Here is a 23,551-nt window from a genome sequence, read left to right on the forward strand (position 1 = left end):
CAACGGAGGATGAGCGCGGCCGGAGTCGCGCTGATGCTCGGCGGCGCGGGAATCCTGCTGGCCGCGAGCCCGGCCCAGGCCGCCGACGTCTCGTACAGGACAGAGTGCATTCCGCCGCCCATCTCCGGGCTCCCGCCCGTACAGGGCACGACCGAGGTGCAGCTGACCGCGCCCGCCGAGGCGAAGGTCGGGGACACGGTCGAGGTGGTGTGGAAGACGGTCGCGGCCGCTTCCAGCAACCCCGACGTCCTCGATCTGGAGAAGGACACGGTCAAGCCGACCGGCACGATCAAGGTGGGCGGCGCGGCCAGTGGCGACCTGCCGATGGAGGGGCCCCGGCAGAACCCGCCGATCCCGAAGAACAGCCCCATGGTGCTGCCGGACATGAAGGGCATGCTGAAGCTGGAGAAGGCCGGTGAGATCACGCTGACGCCGGACGCGTACAACATCAACGTCTCCAAGCCGATCTCCACCGACACCAAGTGCTCCCCGAAGGAGACCGTGCAGCCGGGCGCGACGATCAAGGTCACGGACGGCGGCGGTACGACAGCGGGCGGCACGACCACCGGTACGACGGTGGGTGGCACCATCTCCGGCACGACCTCCGGCACGACCTCCGGCACGACCTCCGGCACGACCTCCGGCACGACCTCCGGCACGACCTCCGGAACCACCACCGCGGGCGGGACGACGGCCGACGGCGGGACCACGGCGGGGACCACGGCCGGCGGTACGGACTCCGGCGGTACCACCGCCGGGTCGAGCGGTGGTGGTGGCGGTCAGACCGACTTCGAGGGCAAGGAGGTCTCCGTCGCGTACGCCTGCAAGACGCCGATCGGTGACAAGAACGCCACCTCCCCGGTGAAGATCGACGCGAAGAAGGACGGCGGCAGCTTCGACCTCACGGTGAAGTTCAGCAAGTCGGTCATGGACAGTCCCGCCGACATCCCGGCCGATTCGGTGAAGCCCTCCATGGAGGTCAAGCTCGGCGGCGCCGACAAGGGCACGGTCCATGTCGAAGGCCCCACCAACAAGGAGCCCATCAAGTCCGGCGATCCGATCGAGATCCCCGATCTCACCGGTACGTACAAGCCGGGCGCAAGCGGCAAGTCCACCCTCAGCCCCGGCGTACTGACGGTGATGGCGCTCGGCACGACGACGACCTGCACCCCGCCCGCCGATGTCGCGGTCTCCCTGGAGCTGGACACCTCGTCCCAGCCCGGTGGGGCAGCCGGCGGCTCGGACGCGGGCGGCGCCACGAGCGGCGGCGGTACGGACTCCGGCGGCGGACTGGCCGCCACCGGCGCCGAGGACAACGGCACCCTGCGCGCGCTCGGCCTGGTCGCCGGTACGGCGATCCTGCTGGGCGGCGCCGTGTTCACGTTCACCCCCTGGCGCCGGCTGCGTGGCAACCGGTGAGCTGAGCTCCCTGCCAGGGCAACGCGAAGGGCCGTCGCACCGGTCAACCGGTGCGACGGCCCTTCGTACGAGCGGTCAGCGCATCAGCGATGGGTGCGTCAGCGCACGTCGCCCATGAGCTGCTTGACCTTGTTGCGGTACATGAAGATCGCGACACCCGCGGCCACCGCGAGGGCGGCCTGCAGGGTCACCACACCGGTGCCGTTGAGGTCGACACCCGCGATGGAGAGCAGACCCGTGGTGCAGTCACCGGCGGTGACGGCCAGGAACCAGACACCCATCATCTGGCTGGCGTACTTGGCCGGAGCCATCTTCGTCGTGACGGAGAGACCCACCGGAGACAGCGTGAGCTCGGCGACCGTCTGGACGAAGTAGATCGCGACCAGCCACATCGCGGCGGCCTTGTGGCCGTCGGTGGCGATCGTCAGCGGCATCAGGAAGAGGAAGAACGACGCACCGACCAGCACCAGGCCGGAGCTGAACTTCACGATGGTGCTGGGCTCCTTGCCACGCCGGTTCAGCGACATCCAGAAGGCGGCGAAGACGGGGGCCAGCGCCATGATCAGGACCGGGTTGACCGACTGGTACCAGGAGACCGGGAAGTCCCACCCGAGGACGCTGTTCTCGGCCGAGGAGTCGGCGAAGATCGCCAGGGTCGAACCACCCTGGTCGTAGATCATCCAGAAGATGGCGGCGGCGACGAAGAACCAGATGTAGCCGGACATCTTCGACTGCTCGGTCGCGCTCAGCTCCTTGTCGCGCTTGATGCGCGCCAGGACCAGCACCGGAATGACCAGGCCCGCGACGGTGATCGGGACGAGGATCCAGTTGAGCGTGTAGACACCGGTGACGACCGTGACGATGTAGAAGACCGCGGCGACGGCCATCCAGATCATGGCCTTGCGCAGCGTGCTCGTGCGCTCGGCGGCGGACAGCGGCTTCGGGACGACGAGGCTGCGCTCGTTCAGGTGGCGGGTGCCCAGCAGGAACTGCACGAGACCCAGCGCCATGCCGGCCGCGGCGAGCGCGAAGCCCAGGTGCCAGTTCACGTTCTCGCCGACGGTGCCGATGGCCAGCGGCGCGGCGAAGGCGCCGACGTTGATGCCCATGTAGAAGATCGTGAAGCCACCGTCGCGGCGCGGGTCGTCCGGGCCGTCGTAGAGCTGGCCGACCATCGTCGAGATGTTGGACTTCAGCAGACCGGATCCGATGGCCACCAGGCCGAGACCCACGAAGAACGTGCCCTCCGTGGGCAGCGCCAGCGCGAGGTGACCGATCATGATGACCGCACCGGCGACGGCGACGGTCTTGCGGGGACCCCAGACGCGGTCACCGAACCAGCCACCGGGCATCGCGAGCAGGTACACCAGCGACACGTAGACCGAGTAGATCGCCGTGGCCGTGGCCGGGTTCATGTGAAGCCCGTTGGGGGCGATCAAGTAGAGGGGGAGCAGGGCCCTCATGCCGTAGTAGCTGAAACGCTCCCACATCTCGGTCATGAAGAGAGTGGCCAGGCCGCGGGGGTGGCCGAAGAAGGTCTTCTCGGAGCCAGACGTGCTGGCTGAGTCCTTCGTCAGGCTGGACGCCATGGTCGATCCTTGCTTGCTCGGGACGCGACGCCTTGTAAGCGTTGAGCGCCCGGTGGGGGGAGGCCGGCACCGATGTGGCTGCGCCCACCCCTCACGCCTGAGAGGGGATTCGCTCCGGACCCCGTACGTGGGTACGGAGTCGGAGTCGGGGACCGACCGCATCGGGATCCACGCCCGGAGTACGTCATTGCGCTCCGGGTCCGGCCACAGGTCATTCACTGAACCAAAGGCTGGCGAATACCAGCCCGCACACAAAAGAGACCTTCGGCGCTTAAAGCTGCCCAAAGGTCCTTGAGTGGTGCAACAGGCGTCGAGCCACCATACGACACCACACTGCCGGATATGGAAGGACTTGAGAGATGGATCACAGGGATGAATGCAACCAGGCTCGCACATTCGAAGGCATGCCTCGGTTCAGGCCGCGGACCCGCAGGCCTTGTCGATCACCTCACGACAGCCGCCTCATGCGGACTACCATCACCCCATGACCCGTGTACTGCTCGCCGAGGACGACGCCTCCATCTCGGAGCCCCTGGCTCGCGCCCTGCGTCGGGAGGGTTACGAGGTCGAGGTCCGCGAAGACGGTCCGACCGCTCTCGACGCCGGCCTCCAGGGCGGCATCGACCTGGTCGTGCTCGACCTGGGCCTGCCCGGGATGGACGGCCTCGAAGTGGCCCGAAGGCTCCGTGCCGACGGCCACACCGTGCCGATCCTGGTGCTCACCGCCCGCGCCGACGAGGTGGACACCGTCGTCGGCCTGGACGCCGGAGCCGACGACTACGTCACCAAGCCGTTCCGCCTGGCCGAGCTCCTCGCCCGGGTCCGGGCGCTGCTCCGGCGCGGTGCCACGGAGCCCTCGCCGCAGCCCGCCACGCACGGCGTGCGAATCGACGTCGAGTCGCACCGGGCCTGGATGGGCGACGAGGAACTCCAGCTCACCGCGAAGGAGTTCGACCTGCTGCGGGTCCTGGTGCGCGACGCCGGCCGGGTCGTCACCCGCGACCAGCTGATGCGCGAGGTCTGGGACACCACCTGGTGGTCGTCGACGAAGACCCTCGACATGCACATCTCCTGGCTCCGTAAGAAGCTCGGCGACGATGCCGCCAACCCCCGCTACATCGCGACCGTCCGGGGCGTCGGCTTCCGCTTCGAGAAGAGCTGACGTACAGAAACAGTCATGCGCCGCCGACTGATCAACTCCACCCTCGCCGTGGTGCTCGTGGTGATCGCCGTCTTCGGCGTCTCCCTCGTCATCGTCGAGACCCGCACCATCAGCAACAGCGCCCAGGAGAGCGTCGACTCCGAGGCGCTGCGGCTGATCAGCGTCGTCGAGAGCCGGCTTCTCGGGGCCGAGCGGATCAACCCCTCGGTGCTGGCCGAACAGGTCGACGAGAACCGGTACGCGCTCGTCAGGATCCCGGGCCGTGCCCCTCTCGAGGTGGGCACGCGCCCCACCGGCAGAGTGATCAGCAGTACGGCGTCGGGTGAGCAGGGCGAGAAGGTCACCGTCGAGGAGTCCAGCTCGGCCGTCACCCGCGAGGTCGGCCGCACCCTGATGATCATCGGTGCGGTGGCGCTGCTCGCGATCGTCTCCGCGGTGCTCCTCGCGGTACGCCAGGCCAACAAGCTGACCTCGCCGCTCACCGACCTCGCCGAGACGGCGGAACGCCTGGGCTCCGGCGATCCGCGACCGCGCCACAAGCGGTACGGGGTGCCGGAGCTGGACCGGGTCGCCGACGTCCTCGACTCCTCCGCGGAGCGGATCGCGCGGATGCTGACCGCGGAACGCCGGCTCGCCGCCGACGCCTCCCACCAGCTCCGCACCCCGCTGACCGCGCTCTCCATGCGGATCGAGGAGATCTCCGTCACCGACGACCCGGACACGGTGAAGGAAGAGGCGAACTTCGCCCTCACCCAGGTCGAGCGCCTGACCGATGTGGTGGAACGGCTGCTGACCAACGCCCGCGACCCGCGCACGGGCTCCGCGGTCGTCTTCGACCTCGACGAGGTCGTCAAGCAGCAGATCGAGGAGTGGCGCCCGGCCTACCGCGGCGAGGGCCGCGCAATCGTCCGCTCCGGCAAGCAGGGCCTGCGGGCCGTCGGCACCCCGGGTGCGGTCGCCCAGGTGCTGGCCGCACTGATCGAGAACTCACTGATGCACGGTGGCGGCACGGTGGCGCTGCGCACCCGGGTCACCGGCAACCAGGCGGTCGTCGAGGTGACGGACGAGGGCCCCGGGGTCCCGCCCGACCTGGGTGCCCGGATCTTCGAGCGGACGATCAGCGGCCGCAACTCCACGGGGATCGGCCTCGCCGTGGCCCGCGACCTGGCCGAGGCGGACGGCGGTCGTCTGGAACTGCTCCAGCAGCAGCCGGCGGTCTTCGCCCTGTTCCTGAGCCGAGTGCCCGCTCCCCGCCAGGAACCGGAACGCCCGGTGCGCTGACCCGGGCGAGGTCGACCTGCACATGCACAGGACGGCATCAGCCGAGATCGAGCCCGTCGAGGCGGTACCCCCACGCCCTCGAGGCTGTGGGGGAGACCGGGGGCGGACCGGTCACCGGGCGGCTCCGGTGTCTCAACGCCGTACCGCTTCCGCCGGCGCCGCCGGAACCCGCCCCTGCGCCACCACACCTACATCGTCTTTGGCAGGCAGCGCCTTGAAGACCCAGCTCCGGTAGGACCAGAACCGGAACAGCGTCGCGATCCCGATTCCCAGGATCTTGAACACGTTGCTCTGGACGGGGCTGTTCCACCCGAACCCGTACGTCGCCGCGTACAGCACACCGTTCTCGATCACCGCGCCCGCCGCGCTGAACAGCAGGAACAGCATCAGCTCCCGGGTCCGGCCGGTCTTGTCGCGGTCCCGGTACGTCCAGTAGCGGAAGCCCACGTAGTTGAAGAGGATGGCGACGAACGTCGCCAGCAGACTGGCCCGCACCACCTGGAGGTCCGTGGTGTGCCGCAGCAGGTTGAAGACCGCGATGTTCACCAGCAGACCCAGCGCGCCGACGGCGCCGAACTTGGCGACCTCCCGGGCCAGCCGATCCAGCCGGGTTCGCAGTGCGCCCCGTTCGCTCATGGTGATCGATCAGCCCCGTCCGTGGATTCGGTCAACCCGGTCATGCTAACCAGCACCCCTGTGGGATGCCTGTGAGCTGACGCAGAACCCGGCGACGTGGAGCGGTCACGGGACCGCCCGCGGGGGCATCGTCCGGTGGTTCCCGGGACGCCGGATACCCTGGAGGAGTGACGTTTCCGGTAGTCGGCATGGTCGGTGGCGGTCAGCTCGCCCGTATGACCCACGAGGCGGGTATCCCCCTCGGCATCAAATTCAAGCTCCTCAGCGACACCCCCCAGGACTCGGCGGCCCAGGTGGTGAGCGAAGTCGTCGTCGGCGACTATCGCGACCTGGACACGCTGCGTGCCTTCGCGCGCGGCTGTGACGTGATCACCTTCGATCACGAGCACGTCCCGACCGAGCACCTGCGGGCCCTGGAGGCGGACGGCATCCCCGTGCGCCCCGGTCCCGACGCGCTGGTGCACGCCCAGGACAAGGGGGTGATGCGCGCCAAGCTCTCGGAGATCGGTGTGCCCTGCCCCCGCCACCGCATCGTGACGGACCCGGCCGACGCCGTGGCGTTCGCGGCCGAGGTCGGCGGCTTCCCCGTCGTCCTGAAGACGGTCCGCGGCGGCTACGACGGCAAGGGTGTCTGGGTGGTCCGCTCCGAGGCGGACGCGGCCGAACCGTTCCGGGCCGGTGTCCCGGTCCTCGCCGAGGAGAAGGTCGACTTCGTACGGGAGCTGGCGGCGAACATCGTCCGCTCGCCGCACGGCCAGGCCGTCGCCTACCCGGTCGTCGAGTCGATCCAGGTCGACGGGGTCTGCGACACGGTCATCGCTCCGGCCCCCGAGCTGAGCGAGAAGCTCGCCGGCGAGGCCCAGCAGCTGGCCCTCCGGGTCGCCGCGGAGCTCGGCGTCGTCGGGCATCTCGCGGTCGAACTCTTCGAGACCGGCGACGGCCGCATCCTCGTCAACGAGCTCGCGATGCGCCCGCACAACTCCGGACACTGGACCCAGGACGGCGCGATCACCTCGCAGTTCGCCAACCACGTCCGGGCCGTCCTCGACCTGCCGCTCGGCGACCCGCGCCCGCGCGCCACCTGGACGGTCATGTCCAACGTCCTCGGCGGCGACTTCCCGGACATGTACCAGGCGTATCTGCACTGCATGGCCCGCGACCCGCAGCTCAAGATCCACATGTACGGCAAGGACGTGAAGCCCGGCCGCAAGGTCGGACACGTCAACACCTACGGCGACGACCTGGCGGACGTGCGGGAGCGCGCCCGGCACGCGGCCGACTACCTGCGAGGAACGATCACCGAATGACTTCCCCCGCCTCCGCCGCGCCCCTGGTCGGCATCGTCATGGGCTCGGACTCCGACTGGCCCGTCATGGAAGCAGCGGCCAAGGCCCTCGACGAGTTCGAGGTCCCCTACGAGGTCGACGTCGTCTCCGCCCACCGGATGCCGCGCGAAATGATCGCGTACGGGGAGAACGCGGCGGACCGCGGCCTCAAGGTGGTCATCGCGGGCGCGGGCGGCGCCGCCCACCTGCCGGGCATGCTGGCCTCCGTCACCCCGCTGCCCGTCATCGGCGTCCCGGTCCCGCTGAAGTACCTGGACGGCATGGACAGCCTGCTCTCCATCGTGCAGATGCCGGCCGGTGTCCCGGTCGCGACCGTCTCGGTCGGCGGCGCACGCAACGCGGGCCTGCTCGCCGCGCGCATCCTCGCCGCCCACGACAGTGAGCTGCTGGTCCGGATGCGGGAGTTCCAGCAGGAGCTGAACGACCAGGCGACGGAGAAGGGCAAGCGGCTGCGCAACAAGGTCGAGGGCAGCGACTCCTTCGGCTTCGGCAAGTAGCGGCAAGAGGGGGAGGGCGACCATGGATCACAGCGCCGACAACATCGCGGGCCACACGGCCGAGCGCATCACGGAACGGCTCACCCGGGCCGGGGAACTGCTTGCCGAGTACCCCGTCGTCGACGGCCACAACGACCTGCCCTGGGCACTGCGGGAACAGGTCGGCTACGACCTGGACTCCCGGGACATCGCCACCGACCAGTCCGCCCACCTCCACACCGACATCCGACGGCTGCGCGCCGGTGGCGTCGGCGCCCAGTTCTGGTCCGTCTACGTACGGTCCGACATGGCGGGTGACGCCGCCGTCAGCGCCACCCTCGAACAGATCGACGTGGTCGCCGAGCTGCTGGACCGCCACCCCGCCGACCTGCGGCGCGCCCTGACCGCCGACGACATGGAGGCGGCCCGCGCAGAGGGCCGTATCGCCTCCCTGATGGGTGCCGAGGGCGGCCACTCCATCAACAACTCGCTGGGCACCCTGCGCGCCCTGCACACCCTCGGCGTCCGCTACATGACGCTGACCCACAACGACAACATCGCGTGGGCAGACGCCGCGACCGACGAACCCGGCGTCGGCGGACTCTCCCCCTTCGGCCACGAGGTCGTACGGGAGATGAACCGCACCGGCATGCTCGTCGACCTCTCGCATGTGGCGGCCACGACGATGCGCGACGCGCTCGCGACCTCCACGGCGCCGGTGATGTTCTCGCACTCCTCGGCACGGGCGGTCTGCGACCATCCGCGCAACATCCCCGACGACGTCCTCGCGCAGCTCCCGGCCAACGGTGGCATCGCCATGGCGACCTTCGTACCGAAGTTCGTCCTGCCGGCCGCGGTCGCCTGGACCCGGGCCGCGGACGAGAACATGCGCGCCCACGGGCTGCACCATCTCGACACCACCCCGCAGGCGATGAAGATCCACGCCGCCTACGAGGCGGCCAACCCGCGCCCGATGGCCACCGTGGCGACGATCGCCGACCACCTCGACCACATGCGTGAGGTCGCCGGGATCGACCACATCGGTATCGGCGGCGACTACGACGGCACCGCGTTCCTCCCCGCCGGTCTGGAGGACGTCTCGGGCTATCCGAACCTGATCGCGGAACTCCTCGGCCGCGGCTGGTCCGCCGCCGACCTCGCCAAGCTCACCTGGCGCAACGCGGTACGGGTGCTGCGGGACGCGGAGGACGTCGCCCGCGAGCTGCGTACGCGGCGCGGTCCGTCCCACGCCACGATCGACGTACTCGACGCTCCCGAGGCCTGAGAACGGCCTGACAGCCGCCCGGGAACGGCCCGAGCGCTCCGAGGGGGGCGGCTCGGGCCCTCGACGGCTCAGGGCGGACCGGCCGTCAGCGGCCGGCTCATGAACCAGTGACTCAGGCGCGGGGCCGGCCCATCGCCCGGTACGTCCAGCCCGCCTCGCGCCACACCGCACTGTCCAGCGCGTTACGGCCGTCCAGAATGATCCGGTGTGCCGCGGCCTCGCCCAGTGCCACCGCGTCCAGCTCACGGAACTCGTGCCACTCCGTCAGGTGCAGCACCACATCCGCACCGCGCACGGCGTCCAGCGCCGACTCCGCGTACCCGAGCGTCGGGAAGAGCCGCCGGGCATTGTCCATGCCCTTCGGGTCGTACACGGTGACCTGGCCGCCCTGGAGGTGGATCTGCCCGGCCACGTTCAGCGCGGGCGAGTCGCGTACGTCGTCCGAGTCCGGCTTGAACGTCGCACCCAGCACGCCCACCCGCTTGCCGAGGAACGAGTCGCCGCCCACGGCCTCCCGGGCCAGCTCCACCATGTGGCCGCGGCGCCGCATGTTGATCGAGTCGACCTCGCGCAGGAACGTCAGCGCCTGGTCCGCGCCCAGCTCACCGGCGCGCGCCATGAACGCGCGGATGTCCTTGGGCAGACAGCCGCCGCCGAAGCCGATTCCGGCCCGCAGGAACTTGTTGCCGATCCGCTCGTCGTGGCCGATCGCCTCGGCGAGCTTCTTCACGTCTCCGTCGGCGGCCTCGCAGACCTCCGCCATGGCGTTGATGAACGAGATCTTCGTCGCCAGGAACGAATTCGCGGCGGTCTTCACCAGCTCGGCGGTCGGGAAGTCCGTCACCACGAAGGGCGACCCCTCCACGACCGGCACCGCGTACACCTCGCGCAGCAGCTTCTCGGCGCGCTCGCTCTCCACACCGACGACGATCCGGTCGGGGTGCAGGGTGTCCTTCACGGCGAAGCCCTCGCGCAGGAACTCCGGGTTCCAGGCCAGCTCCGCGTCCGTACCCACGGGTGCCAGCTCGGCCAGCCGCGCCGCGAGCCGGGCGGCGGAGCCCACCGGCACGGTCGACTTCCCGACGACCAGGGTGGGCCGGGTCAGCTGCGCCGCCAGCGACTCGAAGGCGCTGTCCACGTAGGACATGTCGCAGGCGTACTCGCCGTGCTTCTGCGGGGTGTTCACGCAGACGAAGTGCACATCACCGAAGGCACCCACCTCCTCCCACGAGGTGGTGAACCGCAGCCGGCCGGTGGAACCCTCGATGCCCGCGACGTGCTTGCGGAGCAGTTCCTCCAGACCCGGCTCGTACATCGGGACCTTGCCGGCGCTCAGCATCTCGATCTTCTCGGGCACGACATCGAGCCCGAGCACTTCGAAGCCGAGCTCCGCCATGGCCGCGGCGTGGGTGGCGCCGAGGTAGCCGGTGCCGATCACAGTGATCCTGAGGGCCATGAAGTGCTCCTGGGAGATGCGGACGGACGTGCGGTGAACGAGCATAGTCGTGCTCCCTGACGCCCTGTTTTACCGGTCTTGCGGACCCCTGTCGCGCAGCTCACGTACGGCTCGCATAGGTCTTTGCGGGGCATGGCGCCTAAAATTGGGTTACTTAACGGTAGTTAGCATCCCTGGGGAGTGAGAGTCTTGGCGGGTTCCACCGATTTCGACCTGTACCGTCCGGCCGAGGAGCACGACATGCTCCGCGAGACGGTCCGTGCGCTCGCCGAGGCGAAGATCGCCCCGTTCGCGGCGGCGGTCGACGAGGAGGCCCGCTTCCCGCAGGAGGCGCTGGACGCCCTGGTCGCCTCCGACCTGCAGGCCGTGCACGTCCCCGAGGAGTACGGCGGCGCCGGTGCCGACGCCCTCGCCACCGTGATCGTGATCGAGGAGGTGGCCCGCGTCTGCGCCTCCTCCTCCCTGATCCCGGCCGTGAACAAGCTCGGCTCGCTCCCGGTGATCCTCTCCGGCTCCGAGGCGCTGAAGAAGAAGTACCTGGGCCCGCTCGCCAAGGGCGACGCGATGTTCTCGTACTGCCTCTCCGAGCCCGACGCGGGCTCCGACGCCGCCGGCATGAAGACCAAGGCCGTCCGCGACGGCGACTTCTGGGTCCTCAACGGCGTGAAGCGCTGGATCACCAACGCGGGCGTCTCCGAGTACTACACGGTGATGGCCGTCACCGACCCGACCAAGCGCTCCAAGGGCATCTCGGCGTTCGTCGTCGAGAAGTCGGACGAGGGTGTCTCCTTCGGCGCCCCGGAGAAGAAGCTCGGTATCAAGGGCTCCCCGACCCGCGAGGTCTACTTCGACAACGTCCGGATCCCCGCCGACCGCATGATCGGCGAGGAGGGCACCGGCTTCGCCACGGCGATGAAGACCCTGGACCACACCCGCATCACGATCGCGGCGCAGGCCCTCGGCATCGCTCAGGGCGCCCTCGACTACGCCAAGGGTTACGTCCAGGAGCGCAAGCAGTTCGGCAAGCCGATCGGCGACTTCCAGGGCGTCCAGTTCATGCTCGCCGACATGGCGATGAAGTTGGAGGCGGCCCGGCAGCTCACCTACTCGGCCGCCGCCAAGTCCGAGCGCCTCGACGGCGACCTGACGTTCTTCGGCGCCGCGGCCAAGTGCTTCGCCTCCGACGTCGCGATGGAGATCACCACGGACGCGGTCCAGCTGCTCGGCGGCTACGGCTACACGCGGGACTACCCGGTGGAGCGGATGATGCGCGACGCCAAGATCACGCAGATCTACGAGGGCACGAACCAGGTCCAGCGCATAGTCATGGCGCGGAACCTGCCGTAACCCGGCGGGATCTCCCGGTTCGGCGTCCGTTCCGAGCGGGTTGCGACCATCGACCGGCCCCCGGCTTCCTGCCGGGGGCCGGTCGCGTATCCCCGGTGCAGCGGGTACGTGGACGCCGCGGGAGCGGTGGCTCGCGATGGCGTAGCTTCCCTGTCCATGACGGACATCGACAAGCTCACCGGCCTGTTCGAAGCGCTGGGGGCCGACGACGCACCGGGCTGGGCCGACTCGGAAGTCGAGGAGAACATTCCGCAGCTCGCCCGCTACCGGTTCCTGCGCAACGTCTGGCAGGACATCGACGCCTGGAGCTCGGCGGCACCCGACTGGGTCGAGGCGTACCGGAAGGAGGGCCTCGCGGGCGGCGCCGTCGAGCGGGCGGTGCGGCTCGGGCTGACCCCCGGTGAACTGGGCGAGATAGCCCGGCAGGTGGCGAAGGAGACCGCGTTCGGCCTGCTCCGCAGCCTGGCCGAGCCGGCGGACGGTGACCTTCCGCCCGAGGTCGAGGAACAGTTGCCCGGCTGGTGCGTGGCGGAGCTGTCCCCGCAGGGGGAGCCCACGGGACGGATTCTGGATGCGCTGTACGAGGACCTGGACGAGCTCGAACCGCAGGGACCTGTGGAGGGTGTGCGGTGACCGCGTTCGATCTGAGTGAGCGGCGGATCTGGGACGGCCGCGCCGAGGCCTACGCGCGCACCTTCGCCAGGCTCTGTGCGCACCCCGTTCCGGCGCTGCTGGACGCGGCCGGGGTCGGGTCCGGGACACGGGTGCTCGATGTGGGGTGCGGCAGTGGCAGTGTGACGGTGGCGGCCGTCGGGCGCGGTGCGGTCGTACGGGCCGTGGACGCCGAGCCGGGAATGGTCGAGGCGACCCGGCGGGCCGCTCCCGGAGTCGATGTCCGGCTCGGTCGGCTGCCCGAACTTCCTTACCAGGACGGCGAGTTCGACGCGGTCGTGGCGAACTTCGTGCTCAACCACGTGGGCCGCCCGGAGGCCGCCATCGAGGAACTGCGCCGGATCACCCGTCCCGACGGACTCGTCGCGGTCACCATCTGGCGGGTGCCGGGCGGCGCCGGGCAGGCCCTGGTGGGACGGGCCGCGCAGGCAGCGGGGCTGACCCGCCCGCAGTGGCTGGCCACGGTCGACGCCGAGCACGACTTCCCGCGCACCCGGGAAGGGCTGGGCGCACTGATGTCCGCGGCCGGCCTCGGAGACGTACGGACCGAGGCCCTCGCCTGGGACCACCACGTGGGTGCGGAGGACTGGTGGGCCGGCCCCGCGTCCGGGGTCGCCGCGATCGGGCAGATGGTCAACAGCGGGGGGCCGGAGGGAGTGGCTGCGGCCAAGCGGGAGTACGACGTGCTGTGCGCCGAATTCGCCGAGGAGGACGGCGATCTGACTCTGCCGCACGTGGCGCTGCTGGGGCGGGGGAGCGCGTAGCGGAGGGCCGCGGTCGCACGCGCGGTGACGACCGTGGCGTGCGGCGGGGCCCGGCCGGCGAACCGTCCGGGCCCCGCTCCTGTCTGCCGTCAGTTGCTGGAGACGGTGACCTTCTCGTCGTCGTTGAGCTGCTGCACCAGCTGCTTGACCTTGGCCTTGTCCCAGACCAGGTTCCCGCCGGTGCTGCCCGAGATCGGCATGTTCATCGACTTGCCGTCACCGCCCGTGACGCCCTTCATCGCGAAGAACATGTTGCCCAGGTCCCACAGCGACATGTCCTTGTCGACGATGAGGGTGTCGAGGCCGGCGCCCATCGTCGGGTACAGCTTGAACGGGTTGAGGATCGTGGACGGCGTCGCCGTCTGGCTCGCCAGCGCCGCAAGGAACTTCTGCTGGTTCTTCGTACGGTCCAGGTCGCTGCCCGCGAACGCGTACCGGGTCCGCACGAAGGCGAGCGACTGCTCGCCGTTCAGCGTCTGCTTGCCGGCCTGGAAGTCGGCGCCGGAGTTCTTGTCCTTGAAAGCCTTGGGGATGTCGAGTTCCACCCCGCCGATCGCGTCCACGATCTTGGCGAAGCCGCCGAAGCCGATCTCGACGTAGTGGTCGATGTGCAGGCCGGTGTTGAACTCGACGGTACGGACCAGCAGTTCCGGGCCGTCCTCCGCGTAGGCGGCGTTCAGCTTGGTGAAGCGGCCGCGGCCCGGGTAGAGCTTGCCCGAGTCGGAGCCCTTGTACGAGGGGATCTCCACGTTCGAGTCACGCGGCAGGGAGATCAGTGTCGGGCCGTTCGATCCGTCGTGCAGGATCATCATCGAGTCGGTCCGCTTGCCCTCGGCGGAGCCGGTGTGGAGCCGCTTCTTGTCCTCGGCCGACATGCCCGCGCGACTGTCGGAACCGACGATCAGGTAGTTGGTGCCGTCGCCCTCGCCGGGACGCTCGATCACGTTGGAGAGGTCGACCTCGCGCTTCAGCTTGGAGTCGGCCCAGAAGTACGTGCCGATGGAGACGGCCAGCACCACGACCACGAGGGTCAGCGCGCCGATCTTTATTCGACGGCGCCAGTCCGGTGCGGGCCGGCCCTGGACGTAACCGCCGTCACCGCCGCCGTAACCCCGGCCGCCGCCGTTGCCGCCGCCGTAGACCTGACCGTCGCTGTAACCGTTGCCGTACCCAGCGTTGTCGTCATAGCCGTCGGAGTACCGCGGCGGCTCCGGACGGCGCTGCTGCGGCGGCGCCGGATACTGCCGCGGCGGCGCCGGGCGCTGCTGCGGCGGTGCGGGGTGCCGCTGGACGTGCCGCATCACACGGGCACCTTCGGGCTGGGCGCTGTCACTGCCCTGTCCGTAGCGGTCGTCGCGGTTGTCGTCGGTCCATCCACCGGGCCTGTCGCTCATGCGGACCAGTGTGCAGGCCGGACCTGTCGGTATTACAGGGGGTGTGAGATATCGGGCCGGGGCTGTTGCCAAGCTGATGCAATGTCCGCGGCGCATGGCCCCCGCATAAGGTGGACGACATGACAGATCAGGCCCCGCGCCCGGAGGGCGATATTCCGGGCAAGCCGACCGCGGCCTCCCGGACCACCCTCAGCCACATCATGACCGGCAGTGACACCAACCTGCTGGGGACCGTGCACGGTGGCGTGATCATGAAACTCGTCGACGACGCGGCGGGCGCCGTGGCCGGCCGGCACTCCGGTGGCCCCGCGGTGACGGCCTCGATGGACGAGATGGTCTTCCTGGAGCCGGTCCGCGTCGGTGACCTTGTTCACGTCCGCGCGCAGGTGAACTGGACCGGGCGCTCCTCGATGGAGGTCGGCGTCCGGGTCATGGCCGAGCGGTGGAACGAATCGACCCCCGCCCAGCAGGTCGGCAGCGCGTACCTGGTGTTCGCCGCGGTCGACGGGGACGGCAAGCCGCGCCCCGTACCGCCCGTGATCCCGGAGACGGAGCGCGACAAGCGGCGCTACCAGGAGGCGCAGATCCGGCGTACGCACCGCCTCGCCCGCCGCCGCGCGATCAAGGAACTGCGCGAGAAGCGCATCGCGGACGGCATCGACATCGACTGACGGCAGGTCCCGGGTCCGGCGGGGGCGGGCACCCGGTGGCCACCGGCCTCCAGGACGTCGCCCCGCACGCGGCACCGCCCCTACGGGCACACCACCTGGTCGCCCGTGACCGTGCCGAACTCACCCCGGTGCTTCGCCTCGGCCTGCACCCGCTCCACCTTGCCGAAATCGTCGCCCGCGGTCACCTTCATCGTCTTGCCCTGCCCCGCGACCGCCCGCAGCTCCGCCCCCGGCAGCGCTGCCGCCAGCGACTTCGCCGACCGGTCCCACCGCGGGTCGTACTCGACCAGCGTGTGCTTGAGGCTGCGCGGATCCGCGTTGAGCGGGGCCCGTGTCGTGACGAAGCCGGTGGCGCGCAGCGCGTCGTCGACCCTTCTGCCGAGCCCGTCCTGCACCGTGCCGTTGTAGACCTGGACCCGGATCTCACCCGGTGCGACATCGACCGGCTTCGCCGCCGGCGCCATCGGCCGCTTCGAAGCCAGCGGTTTGTCCTCGCGCAGCGCCTCGAAGAGCCTCTTCGACTTCACCGGGTCCCATTTGACCGTCGAGCCGACGCCCTTGACCGGGAAGGAGGGATCGCTGATCGGTACGGAGGCGAACTCGGACGACGCCGGGGTGAAGCCGCGCATCGCCTGGCCGAGGTCCAGCAGCTGGTCCGTGCCGAACCCCTGGTCCGCCCGGACCGAACGGAGCATCGTCGACGCGACGTCCCGGAACTTCACCGGGTTCATCAGCACACCGCTGCTGGTCGCCCGCTTGATCAGCGACGCGAGGAACCTCTGCTGGCGCTGCATCCGGCCCAGGTCGGCGGCCGCGTCGATATGGCGTGAGCGCACGTAGCGGAGCGCCTGCCCGCCGTCCAGCCAGTGGGTGCCCGCGGCGAGATCGAGGCCGGTGTACGCGTCCTTCATGGGCCGGGCCGTGCAGACCTGCACCCCGCCGAGGGTGTCCACCGTCTTCATGAAGCTGGAGAAGTCGACCTCCAGGTAGTGGTCGACCTTGACACCCGTCATGCGCTCGACCGTCCGTACGGTCAGACTCGGGCCGCCCTCCGCATAGGCGGCGTTCAGCTTCACCGGATGGGCGGCGCGCTCGACGCCGGTGGTCGCGTCCCGGTGCTCGGGGAGTTCGGTGTAGGTGTCGCGTGGCAGCGAGACGATGGTCGCGCGTTCTCTGTCCGCCGACAGGTGCACCAGCATGATCGTGTCGGTGCAGTGGCAGGGCGCACCGCCCAGCCGGTACTTCCGCTTCTCCTCCGGGCCGATCTTGTCGCGGCCGTCGGTGCCGACGAGCAGCAGATTCATGCCGTTGCCGGCCCGCGGCCGGTTCTTCATGTCCTTGAACGGGTCGACCCGGTCGATCCCGGTCTCCAGGCTGGTCACGACGGCATGACCGATCCCGCCCGCCCCGAGCACCAGCACGGACAGACCGGTCGCGACCCGCATGCCCCAGCGGGGCCGCTCGTCCTGCTTTCTCGACCTGCGCTGCGGGGGAGTGGCGTGGCGGCGCGGCGGACGGGGGGAGCTGTGCGGTGTGGGCACGGGGGGACCTCCGCGGTGCAGGGGGGACCATTCGCACAGTAGGTCCATACGACAACCACTCCGGGAAGCAACCCGGTGGCGCGCGCCCGTGTCCCTCATTCGCGGTAACGTGGCGGCCGAATAACGCCGCCTCCTGGGGTGCGAACCCCCGGCGCCCCCGAGGACCCCCCGAGGACCACATGTCTGCCGCGCAGTACCCCGCCGTCTCCGTGATCATGCCGGTGCTCAACGAGGAACGCCATCTCAGGAACTCCGTCCGGCACATCCTCGAGCAGGAGTACGCCGGCGAGATGGAGGTCGTGATCGCGCTCGGCCCGTCCACGGACCGTACGGACGAGATCGCCGCCGAGCTCGTACGCGAGGACTCCCGGGTGCACACGGTGCCGAACCCGACCGGCCGCACCCCGGCAGCGCTCAACGCCGCGATACAGGCCTCCTCGCACCCCGTCGTGGTGCGAGTCGACGGCCATGGCATGCTCTCGCCGAACTACATCGCGACCGCCGTCCGGCTCCTGGAGGAGACCGGCGCGCAGAACGTCGGCGGCATCATGCACGCCGAGGGCGAGAACGCCTGGGAGGACGCCGTCGCCGCGGCCATGACATCGAGGATCGGCGTCGGCAACGCGGCCTTCCACACCGGCGGCCAGGCGGGCCCGGCCGAGACCGTCTACCTGGGGGTCTTCCGCCGCGAGGCGCTGGAGAAGGCGGACGGCTACAACGTGGAGTTCATCCGCGCCCAGGACTGGGAGCTGAACTTCCGGATCCGCGAGGCGGGCGGACTGATCTGGTTCTCGCCGGAGCTGAAGGTGCAGTACCGGCCGCGTCCCTCGGTGAAGGCCCTCGCCAAGCAGTACAAGGACTACGGCCGCTGGCGCCACGTCGTCGCCCGCTACCACGCCGGTTCGATCAACCTGCGTTACCTGGCGCCGCCGACCGCCGTCTGCGCGATCGCGGCGGGCATCGTCGTCGGCGCGGCCGTCACCCCGTGGGCCTTCGTCCTCCCGGCCGGTTACGCCGCGGCCATAATCGCCGGGTCCCTCCCGGCGGGCAAGGGCCTGCCGCTGAAGGCGCGGGCACAGATCCCGGTGGCGCTGGCCACCATGCACATGTCCTGGGGCTACGGCTTCCTGACCAGCCCGCGCTCATTGGCCAAGAAGGTCATGGCCGCCCGCCGCCCGGCGGTCGGGCGACAGACGGTCTGATCCGGCGCGGGCACGCACAGGGGCGCCGAACGCTCTCCCCGAGAGCGTTCGGCGCCCCTGTGCGTCGGCCCCGCCTAGAACCGGTACGGCCAGTAGACGTCCATGCAGGCGTCCTGCTCCGACCCGTTGACCGCCTCGGTCCCCTCCAGCGGGTCGTCGTCGTCAGCGGCCTTCTTGGGGTACGTCTGTCCCGTCCGCCAGTCCGAGCCGACCGTGAGGGTCAGCGTCTCGACATCCGTCGACACCTTGACCGCGCTGGTCGGCATCCCCAGGGCCTCGGCGATCGACAGCGCGTCCGACTTGCCCTGGGCGCCGGAGTCCTTCGGATAGGTCACCGTGGTGGTCAGCGCGGACCCCGGGACGGTCGAGGCGGTGGCCTTGGTGAAGCCCTCGGACCGGAGGATGTCCTGGACGCCCATGGCGCGGCCGCCGGTGGGCACCTGCCCGTCGGCTCCGGTGCCGTTGACCACCGTCACGTCGAGGGCAGCAGGCGCTGCCGCGGCCGGTCCCTTGTCCTTCTTCCCGGACGTCTTGCGGTCCTTCGGGTCGAGCGACTCGTCGTCCCGCAGCAGCGCCCAGAGCTTGTCGGCGGCGACCGGCTTCGGCAGCACGTGGTTGTCGTTCTCCGGATCCGGGATCCGCGGCATCGTCAACATGTTGATCTTGTCCATCGGTACGCCCTTGAGCTGCATACCGAGGTCGAACAGCTTCTTCACCGAGCCGATCTCCTCCGAGACCTGGAGCGACTTGGTCGCCGTCTCGGCGAGGTCCATCAGCCGCCCGGTGTCGGTGAACGCGTTCTGGTTCTTCAGCTCACGGATGACCGAGTTCAGGTACATGTGCTGGGCCTTGGCTCGGCCGATGTCGCTCTCGAAGGCGTGGCGGGTACGCAGCCACTGCAGCGCCTGCTTGCCCTTGACCTTGTGCGTGCCCTTGGTCAGCTTCAGATAGGAGCCGCCGGGGACCTTGGGCTTGGGGATGTCGTAGACGTTGTCGTTGACGCACACATCGGCGCCGCCCACGGCGTCCGCCATGGCGACCACCCCGGCGAAGTCGACCATCACCCAGTGGTCGATGTAGACGCCGGTCAGCTGCTCCCAGGTGTCCAGTGTGCAGCCGGGGCCGCCACGGCCCAGCGACTCGTTGATGAGCCTGTTGGTGGCCGGGGACTCGTGGCCGGTGTCGGGGTCGACGCACTTCGGGATGTCGACGCGCGTATCACGCGGAATGCTGACCACCGAGGCGTTCTTCCGGTCGGCCGACACGTGGAGGAGCATCTGCACATCGGCCAGCGGCTTCGCGCCGACGCTCTCCTTCGAGCCGCCGAGCTTGAGGTTCTCCTTGGAATTACGGCTGTCGGAGCCGATCAGCAGAATGTTCAGCGGGGTCTGGCCCGCGGCGTTCGGGGCGGCCTTCTTCGCGGCGCTGTTCCCGGCGCTGCGATGCCCCTTGCGGAGATTGCTGTTCAGGTGCTCGTACCAGAGATAGCCGGCGGCGCCGGCGCCGAGTATCGCCAGCACGAGAACCCAGGCGATCCAGCGCAGTATCCGGCGTTTGCCGCGTCTGCCGTGCCGGTGCGACCGGCCGCGGCGGCGCCCGGCGCGGCCGGGGTCCGGGCGGCCCCGGTCCCCGGCGCGGCTGTCGCGTCCGCCCCCGGAGCCGGCGGACGGCTCGTCGTCGTACAGGCCGTCGTCCCAGCCGAGTTGTCCGGCATGCCGGACGCGTGGTCGCGTTCCCTCCCCGGATGTGCTGCTCCGTCCCACCAGGTCCCCCCTGCTGCTCAGACTCTCGGAATGGCGCAGTGACCCCGTGTCACTTTGCGCACACTGCCTTGTCGGCGTTTGCCAGCGGTATGTCGTCAGGCACCTTTGCCGGTCCGGTGACGGGCACACCGGCGCCCTTGAAGTCCGCACCCAGGGTCAGGACCATCGCCTGCAGCCCCTCGGCGTCCGTGGTGCCCTGCTTCAGGGCCGAGCCGGGCAGGCCCATCATGGCGGCGAGTGCCCGGGCCTGGTCGGCCTGGTTCGGTGCGTACTCGAGCGTCGTCTTGGAGATCTTCTCCGGGGCGTTGGCCTTGTTCGTCGACTTGAGTACGCCCTGCTCGTTCTGCAGCCAGGTGACCGTCTCCTGGGCGGCGCCGGCCCGGTCGCCGCCGTTGAGGACATCGACCCGAACGTCGGCGGCAGCGGCCTTGGTGCCCTTGAGCAGCGCGTCCTGCTTGCTCTTGGCGGCCTTCTTCTGCTTCTTCACCTCGGTCAGCGAGGTGTCGTCGCGCATCATCTGGAACAGCGGGTCGGACTTGGCCTTGTTGAGCACCACCGTCGCATGGACCTTCTCGGCCGGGTTGTCTATCACCGGGGCCGTCACGAAGGTGATGTTCTTCGTGTCGATCTTGCCCAGTTCCTTGGCGAGCGAGGTCAGCTTCTTTATCGACCCGATGCCCTTGTCGACCGTCAGTGCCTTGGTCGCCGCGTCCGCCAGGCTGTACATCTTCGTCGGACTGGTCAGCGTGTCGTCCGACTTCATCTGCCGGATCATCGAGGCGATGAACTGCTGCTGGACCTTGATCCGGTCCAGGTCGCTCTGATTGCCGAAGCTGTGCCGGGTCCGTACGAACGCCAGCGCGTCCTCGCCCTGGATCTTGCTCTCGCCCTGCGGGAGGTCGAGATGCGAGTCGGGGTCCTTGACCGGGTGGGCCAGACACACCTTGACGCCGCCGACCGCAGTGGTCAGCTCCTTGACGGCGTTGAAGTCGACCATCATGAAGTGGTCGGGCTTCACGCCGGTGATGTCCTCGACCGTACGCATGGTGCAGCCCGGGTCGCGGCCTTCCTGACCGAGGCTGACGTTGAACCGGATGTTCTGGGTGCCCGGGATGACCTTGTCCGAACCGTCCGGCTGCTTGGTGGTGCAGTCCGGGATGTCGGTGATCAGGTCGCGGGGGATGCTCAGCGCCGTGGCGTTGGTCCGGTCCTTGGAGACGTGGAAGAGGATGTTGGTGTCGGCGTGGCCGGGGCTGCTCTTGTCGCCGTACCCCTCATTGCCCTTACCGGTCCGCTTGTCGGTGCCGATGATCAATATGTTGAGGGGCGCGTTGGCGGTGATGACGTCCTTGTTGCCGGCGTCGCCGATGTCCACGGAGTTCAGGTTGCCGTTGAAGTGCTGGTACAGCGCGTACCCGCCCACCGACAGACCGACCAGCACGAAGGCCATCACGCCGCCCGTCCAGAGCAGCGCCTTCTTGCGGCGGCCCTTCGGCTGCTTGCGCTTGCGCCGACCGGCGGAGTCGGGACCCGAACCTTCCTGGCCGCGCGGGCCATTGGCACGGCGACCGCGCTGCGCGGGCACCGGCCCCCGGCCCTCGCCGTTCCGGCCACCGCTTCTGCGCTCGTCACCGCCGTCACGAACCGGGCTTCTGCGCTCGCCGCCGCCCTCGTGCGCCGCGCCTCTGCGCCCGGAACCACGGGGACCCGGCGCACTCGGCGTGCGGTATGAATCCCCTCCGGATTGGGGCAGTCGCAATTCGTAATCGCCGGTCTGCGGGTTGAGGACCCACTGGTCTGCGGGGTCGATTTCGTCCGCCCGCCCACGGCTTTGCGCATCCACGGTTGTTTGAGTCCTCCGTCGGTGCCACGCGAGGCGCCTTCCCCCGGAGAGGCGCTCGATCTTTCGCTCCAGCAGTGCGCGACCTGATGGTCGGAAGCACCGGATCGCGTCACACTATCCGCCCGGTTCGCTGTCAAGCGACGGGCGTGACACATTCCACGGCCCTTACAACCGGTCATACTGCTCATTACGCTCCGATTGCTGATGCCTACTTGGGAATTGCTTTACTGCTCGCACAGGTCGGTGGCCGCATTGCTGCCTGAATAGGTGGGTGTGGGCGTCGGGCTCTCCGAGCCCGCGCTGTCCGAATTCTTGCCCTTTTTGCGTTCCAGTTCGTCCGCCGGGACCACTGCGACAGGGGTGTCCTCGCGCAGTCGCTTGAAGAGCTTGTTGGCCTCGGGTTGGACAAGTTCGTCCCGGTTCGGGTCGGCCGTGTATGGCTGTCGCGGAACTGTCAGGAATTGCACCTTTTTGGTCGGTACGTTGCGCATGCCGCGCACCAGCTCGTACAGGTCCTTGAGGCTGTCCAGGCCCGGATCCGTGGTCAGCGACTTGGTGGCCGCGTCCAGCACCGGATAGAGCCGGGTCGGGTTGAGCAGGACGCCGTTGCTCTGCATCTTGTTCACCAGCGCGCCGAGGAATCGCTGCTGGCGCTCCATCCGGTCGGTGTCGCTGCCATTGCCGATGGACTTGCGGGCCCGTACGTACCCCAGCGCCTCCTCGCCGTCGAGCTTCTGGCGCCCCGCGCGGAGCTTCAGGTGCGCGTCCGAGTCGTCGATCGGCTCCTTGAGGCAGATCTCGACGCCGTGCACCGCGTCGACCATGTCCTTGAAGCCGTTGAAGTCGACGACCATGTGATGGTCGATGCGAATGCCCGTCATCCGCTCGACCGTGCGGATCGTGCAGGCGGTGCCACCGAATTGGAAGGCCCAGTTGAATTGGGCGAATTGTTTCCTGGTGGGCTTTCCGTCCGCTTGGTGACAACTGGGGATTTCCGTCATCAGGTCGCGCGGGATGGACATGGCCGTGGCGCTCTTCCGGTCCGCGGCGAGGTGCAGCAGGATCGTGGTGTCGGAGCGCTGGCTGCTGCCGTAGGAACGGCCGTACTTGCGGTTGTCGCCGGTGCGGCTGTCGGAGCCGATGAGCAGGATGTTCTCCGCGTCGTGCACGACGGACACGGGACGTTCCTTTTCGTACACCCGCAGTTCGGCGGCCGCGGACGTGTCGGTCCTGATGTTGCTGTCGAGCTTCCTGTACAGCCACCAGCCGCCACCCGCGGCGACCAGGACGAAGAGCGACGCGGCGAGCGCAGTCCAACGTAGCCAGCGGTGCCTGCGCCCGGCAGGGGCGTCCGAGTCGAGCGGCTCCTCAGGGCGTCCTTCGCCTTCCGGACCGTCCTGAGAGCTGCCGTCGCCCCGAGACCTGCCCTCGCCCTGAGACCCGTCCCTGTCCTGCGACTCGTCGTTGTGCCCGTCCTGGTCCGCGGCCGAGCGGTCGGGGTCGGCCGGCGTGCCGGCGCTTTCGGTCACGTCTGCGTCCATCCTTCACGTTCGGCGGCGCGCTGGGCCGCCGGTCGCAGGAGTAGACGGCTGAACCTCACGCTTGGTTGTGCCCAGGGGTTCGTCTTGGCCGGGCCGGGCTCGCGGGGCCCGGCCCGGCCAAGACGGAAGACCGCAGGGCCCGAGTGGTCTGTACCGCAGATGA

Annotated in this window: 19 protein-coding genes; 11 read left to right on the forward strand and 8 right to left on the reverse strand. The window is 69.4% G+C overall.

What is annotated here, in order from left to right; all coding sequences use genetic code 11:
* Positions 1-9: 9 nt before the first annotated feature.
* Positions 10-1,419 carry a hypothetical protein gene (locus OG963_RS27310; RefSeq protein ID WP_371800325.1) on the forward strand — a complete coding sequence of 470 codons (1,410 nt, stop codon included), beginning with the start codon at positions 10-12 and terminating at the stop codon, positions 1,417-1,419.
* Positions 1,420-1,517: 98 nt separating this feature from the next.
* Here OG963_RS27310 and OG963_RS27315 read toward each other — a convergent pair whose 3' ends face one another.
* On the reverse strand, positions 1,518-3,008 hold the full coding sequence (locus OG963_RS27315) for an oligopeptide:H+ symporter (RefSeq protein ID WP_093776585.1): 1,491 nt from the start codon (positions 3,006-3,008) through the stop codon (positions 1,518-1,520).
* 484 nt (positions 3,009-3,492) lie between these two features.
* Here OG963_RS27315 and OG963_RS27320 point away from each other — a divergent pair, with 484 nt between their 5' ends.
* Entirely contained in the window at positions 3,493-4,170 is a 678-nt protein-coding gene (locus OG963_RS27320; RefSeq protein WP_030926954.1) for a response regulator transcription factor, read from the forward strand.
* Between the two features lie 15 nt (positions 4,171-4,185).
* Positions 4,186-5,451, forward strand: a complete 1,266-nt coding sequence (locus tag OG963_RS27325) for an ATP-binding protein (RefSeq protein ID WP_093776587.1) — start codon at positions 4,186-4,188, stop codon at positions 5,449-5,451.
* A 132-nt stretch (positions 5,452-5,583) separates the two neighbouring features.
* On the opposite strand, the gene OG963_RS27330 is transcribed toward OG963_RS27325, so the two are convergent.
* Positions 5,584-6,087 carry a GtrA family protein gene (locus tag OG963_RS27330; protein ID WP_030926956.1) on the reverse strand — a complete coding sequence of 168 codons (504 nt, stop codon included), beginning with the start codon at positions 6,085-6,087 and terminating at the stop codon, positions 5,584-5,586.
* A gap of 167 nt (positions 6,088-6,254) precedes the next feature.
* Between OG963_RS27330 and OG963_RS27335 the strand changes: the two genes are divergently transcribed.
* From OG963_RS27335 to OG963_RS27345, 3 genes are read left to right on the forward strand one after another with little or no spacing between them, the layout of a single operon-like run.
* Complete coding sequence (locus tag OG963_RS27335; RefSeq protein WP_319739088.1) at positions 6,255-7,394, forward strand: 5-(carboxyamino)imidazole ribonucleotide synthase; 1,140 nt, start codon at positions 6,255-6,257, stop codon at positions 7,392-7,394.
* Positions 7,391-7,930, forward strand: coding sequence for a 5-(carboxyamino)imidazole ribonucleotide mutase (gene purE / locus OG963_RS27340; RefSeq protein WP_093776591.1), 540 nt, complete (start codon positions 7,391-7,393; stop codon positions 7,928-7,930). Before OG963_RS27335 ends, purE begins: the two co-directional genes overlap by 4 nt.
* 22 nt (positions 7,931-7,952) lie before the next feature.
* Positions 7,953-9,194, forward strand: a complete 1,242-nt coding sequence (locus OG963_RS27345; RefSeq protein WP_256223681.1) for a dipeptidase — start codon at positions 7,953-7,955, stop codon at positions 9,192-9,194.
* Between the two features lie 112 nt (positions 9,195-9,306).
* Here OG963_RS27345 and OG963_RS27350 read toward each other — a convergent pair whose 3' ends face one another.
* Entirely contained in the window at positions 9,307-10,650 is a 1,344-nt protein-coding gene (locus OG963_RS27350) for a UDP-glucose/GDP-mannose dehydrogenase family protein (RefSeq protein WP_093776685.1), read from the reverse strand.
* A gap of 189 nt (positions 10,651-10,839) precedes the next feature.
* Here OG963_RS27350 and OG963_RS27355 point away from each other — a divergent pair, with 189 nt between their 5' ends.
* From OG963_RS27355 to OG963_RS27365, 3 genes are all read left to right on the forward strand, one after another.
* Positions 10,840-11,997 carry an acyl-CoA dehydrogenase gene (locus OG963_RS27355; RefSeq protein ID WP_093776593.1) on the forward strand — a complete coding sequence of 386 codons (1,158 nt, stop codon included), beginning with the start codon at positions 10,840-10,842 and terminating at the stop codon, positions 11,995-11,997.
* A gap of 156 nt (positions 11,998-12,153) precedes the next feature.
* Complete coding sequence (locus OG963_RS27360; RefSeq protein ID WP_093776595.1) at positions 12,154-12,630, forward strand: hypothetical protein; 477 nt, start codon at positions 12,154-12,156, stop codon at positions 12,628-12,630.
* The gene (locus OG963_RS27365) at positions 12,627-13,433 is read left to right on the forward strand and encodes a class I SAM-dependent methyltransferase (protein WP_371799550.1); all 807 of its coding nucleotides are present in this window, start codon (positions 12,627-12,629) and stop codon (positions 13,431-13,433) included. Before OG963_RS27360 ends, OG963_RS27365 begins: the two co-directional genes overlap by 4 nt.
* 89 nt (positions 13,434-13,522) lie before the next feature.
* On the opposite strand, the gene OG963_RS27370 is transcribed toward OG963_RS27365, so the two are convergent.
* Entirely contained in the window at positions 13,523-14,827 is a 1,305-nt protein-coding gene (locus tag OG963_RS27370; protein WP_093776599.1) for an LCP family protein, read from the reverse strand.
* Positions 14,828-14,946: 119 nt separating this feature from the next.
* Here OG963_RS27370 and OG963_RS27375 point away from each other — a divergent pair, with 119 nt between their 5' ends.
* Complete coding sequence (locus tag OG963_RS27375; RefSeq protein WP_030926974.1) at positions 14,947-15,498, forward strand: acyl-CoA thioesterase; 552 nt, start codon at positions 14,947-14,949, stop codon at positions 15,496-15,498.
* An 80-nt stretch (positions 15,499-15,578) separates the two neighbouring features.
* Here OG963_RS27375 and OG963_RS27380 read toward each other — a convergent pair whose 3' ends face one another.
* A complete protein-coding gene (locus OG963_RS27380) occupies positions 15,579-16,943 on the reverse strand; it encodes an LCP family protein (RefSeq protein WP_093776601.1) in 1,365 nt (454 codons plus the stop codon).
* 275 nt (positions 16,944-17,218) lie between these two features.
* Between OG963_RS27380 and OG963_RS27385 the strand changes: the two genes are divergently transcribed.
* A complete protein-coding gene (locus OG963_RS27385) occupies positions 17,219-18,241 on the forward strand; it encodes a glycosyltransferase family 2 protein (RefSeq protein ID WP_030926978.1) in 1,023 nt (340 codons plus the stop codon).
* Positions 18,242-18,315: 74 nt separating this feature from the next.
* Here OG963_RS27385 and OG963_RS27390 read toward each other — a convergent pair whose 3' ends face one another.
* From OG963_RS27390 to OG963_RS27400, 3 genes are all read right to left on the reverse strand, one after another.
* Complete coding sequence (locus OG963_RS27390) at positions 18,316-20,004, reverse strand: LCP family protein (RefSeq protein ID WP_093776603.1); 1,689 nt, start codon at positions 20,002-20,004, stop codon at positions 18,316-18,318.
* A 49-nt stretch (positions 20,005-20,053) separates the two neighbouring features.
* Entirely contained in the window at positions 20,054-21,847 is a 1,794-nt protein-coding gene (locus OG963_RS27395; protein ID WP_093930350.1) for an LCP family protein, read from the reverse strand.
* Positions 21,848-22,071: 224 nt separating this feature from the next.
* Positions 22,072-23,388: an LCP family protein gene (locus OG963_RS27400; protein WP_371799551.1), complete on the reverse strand. Its 1,317-nt coding sequence runs from the start codon at positions 23,386-23,388 to the stop codon at positions 22,072-22,074.
* Positions 23,389-23,551 lie beyond the last annotated feature (163 nt).

It is taken from the genome of Streptomyces sp. NBC_01707, from assembly GCF_041438805.1.
Taxonomy (GTDB): Bacteria; Actinomycetota; Actinomycetes; order Streptomycetales; family Streptomycetaceae; genus Streptomyces.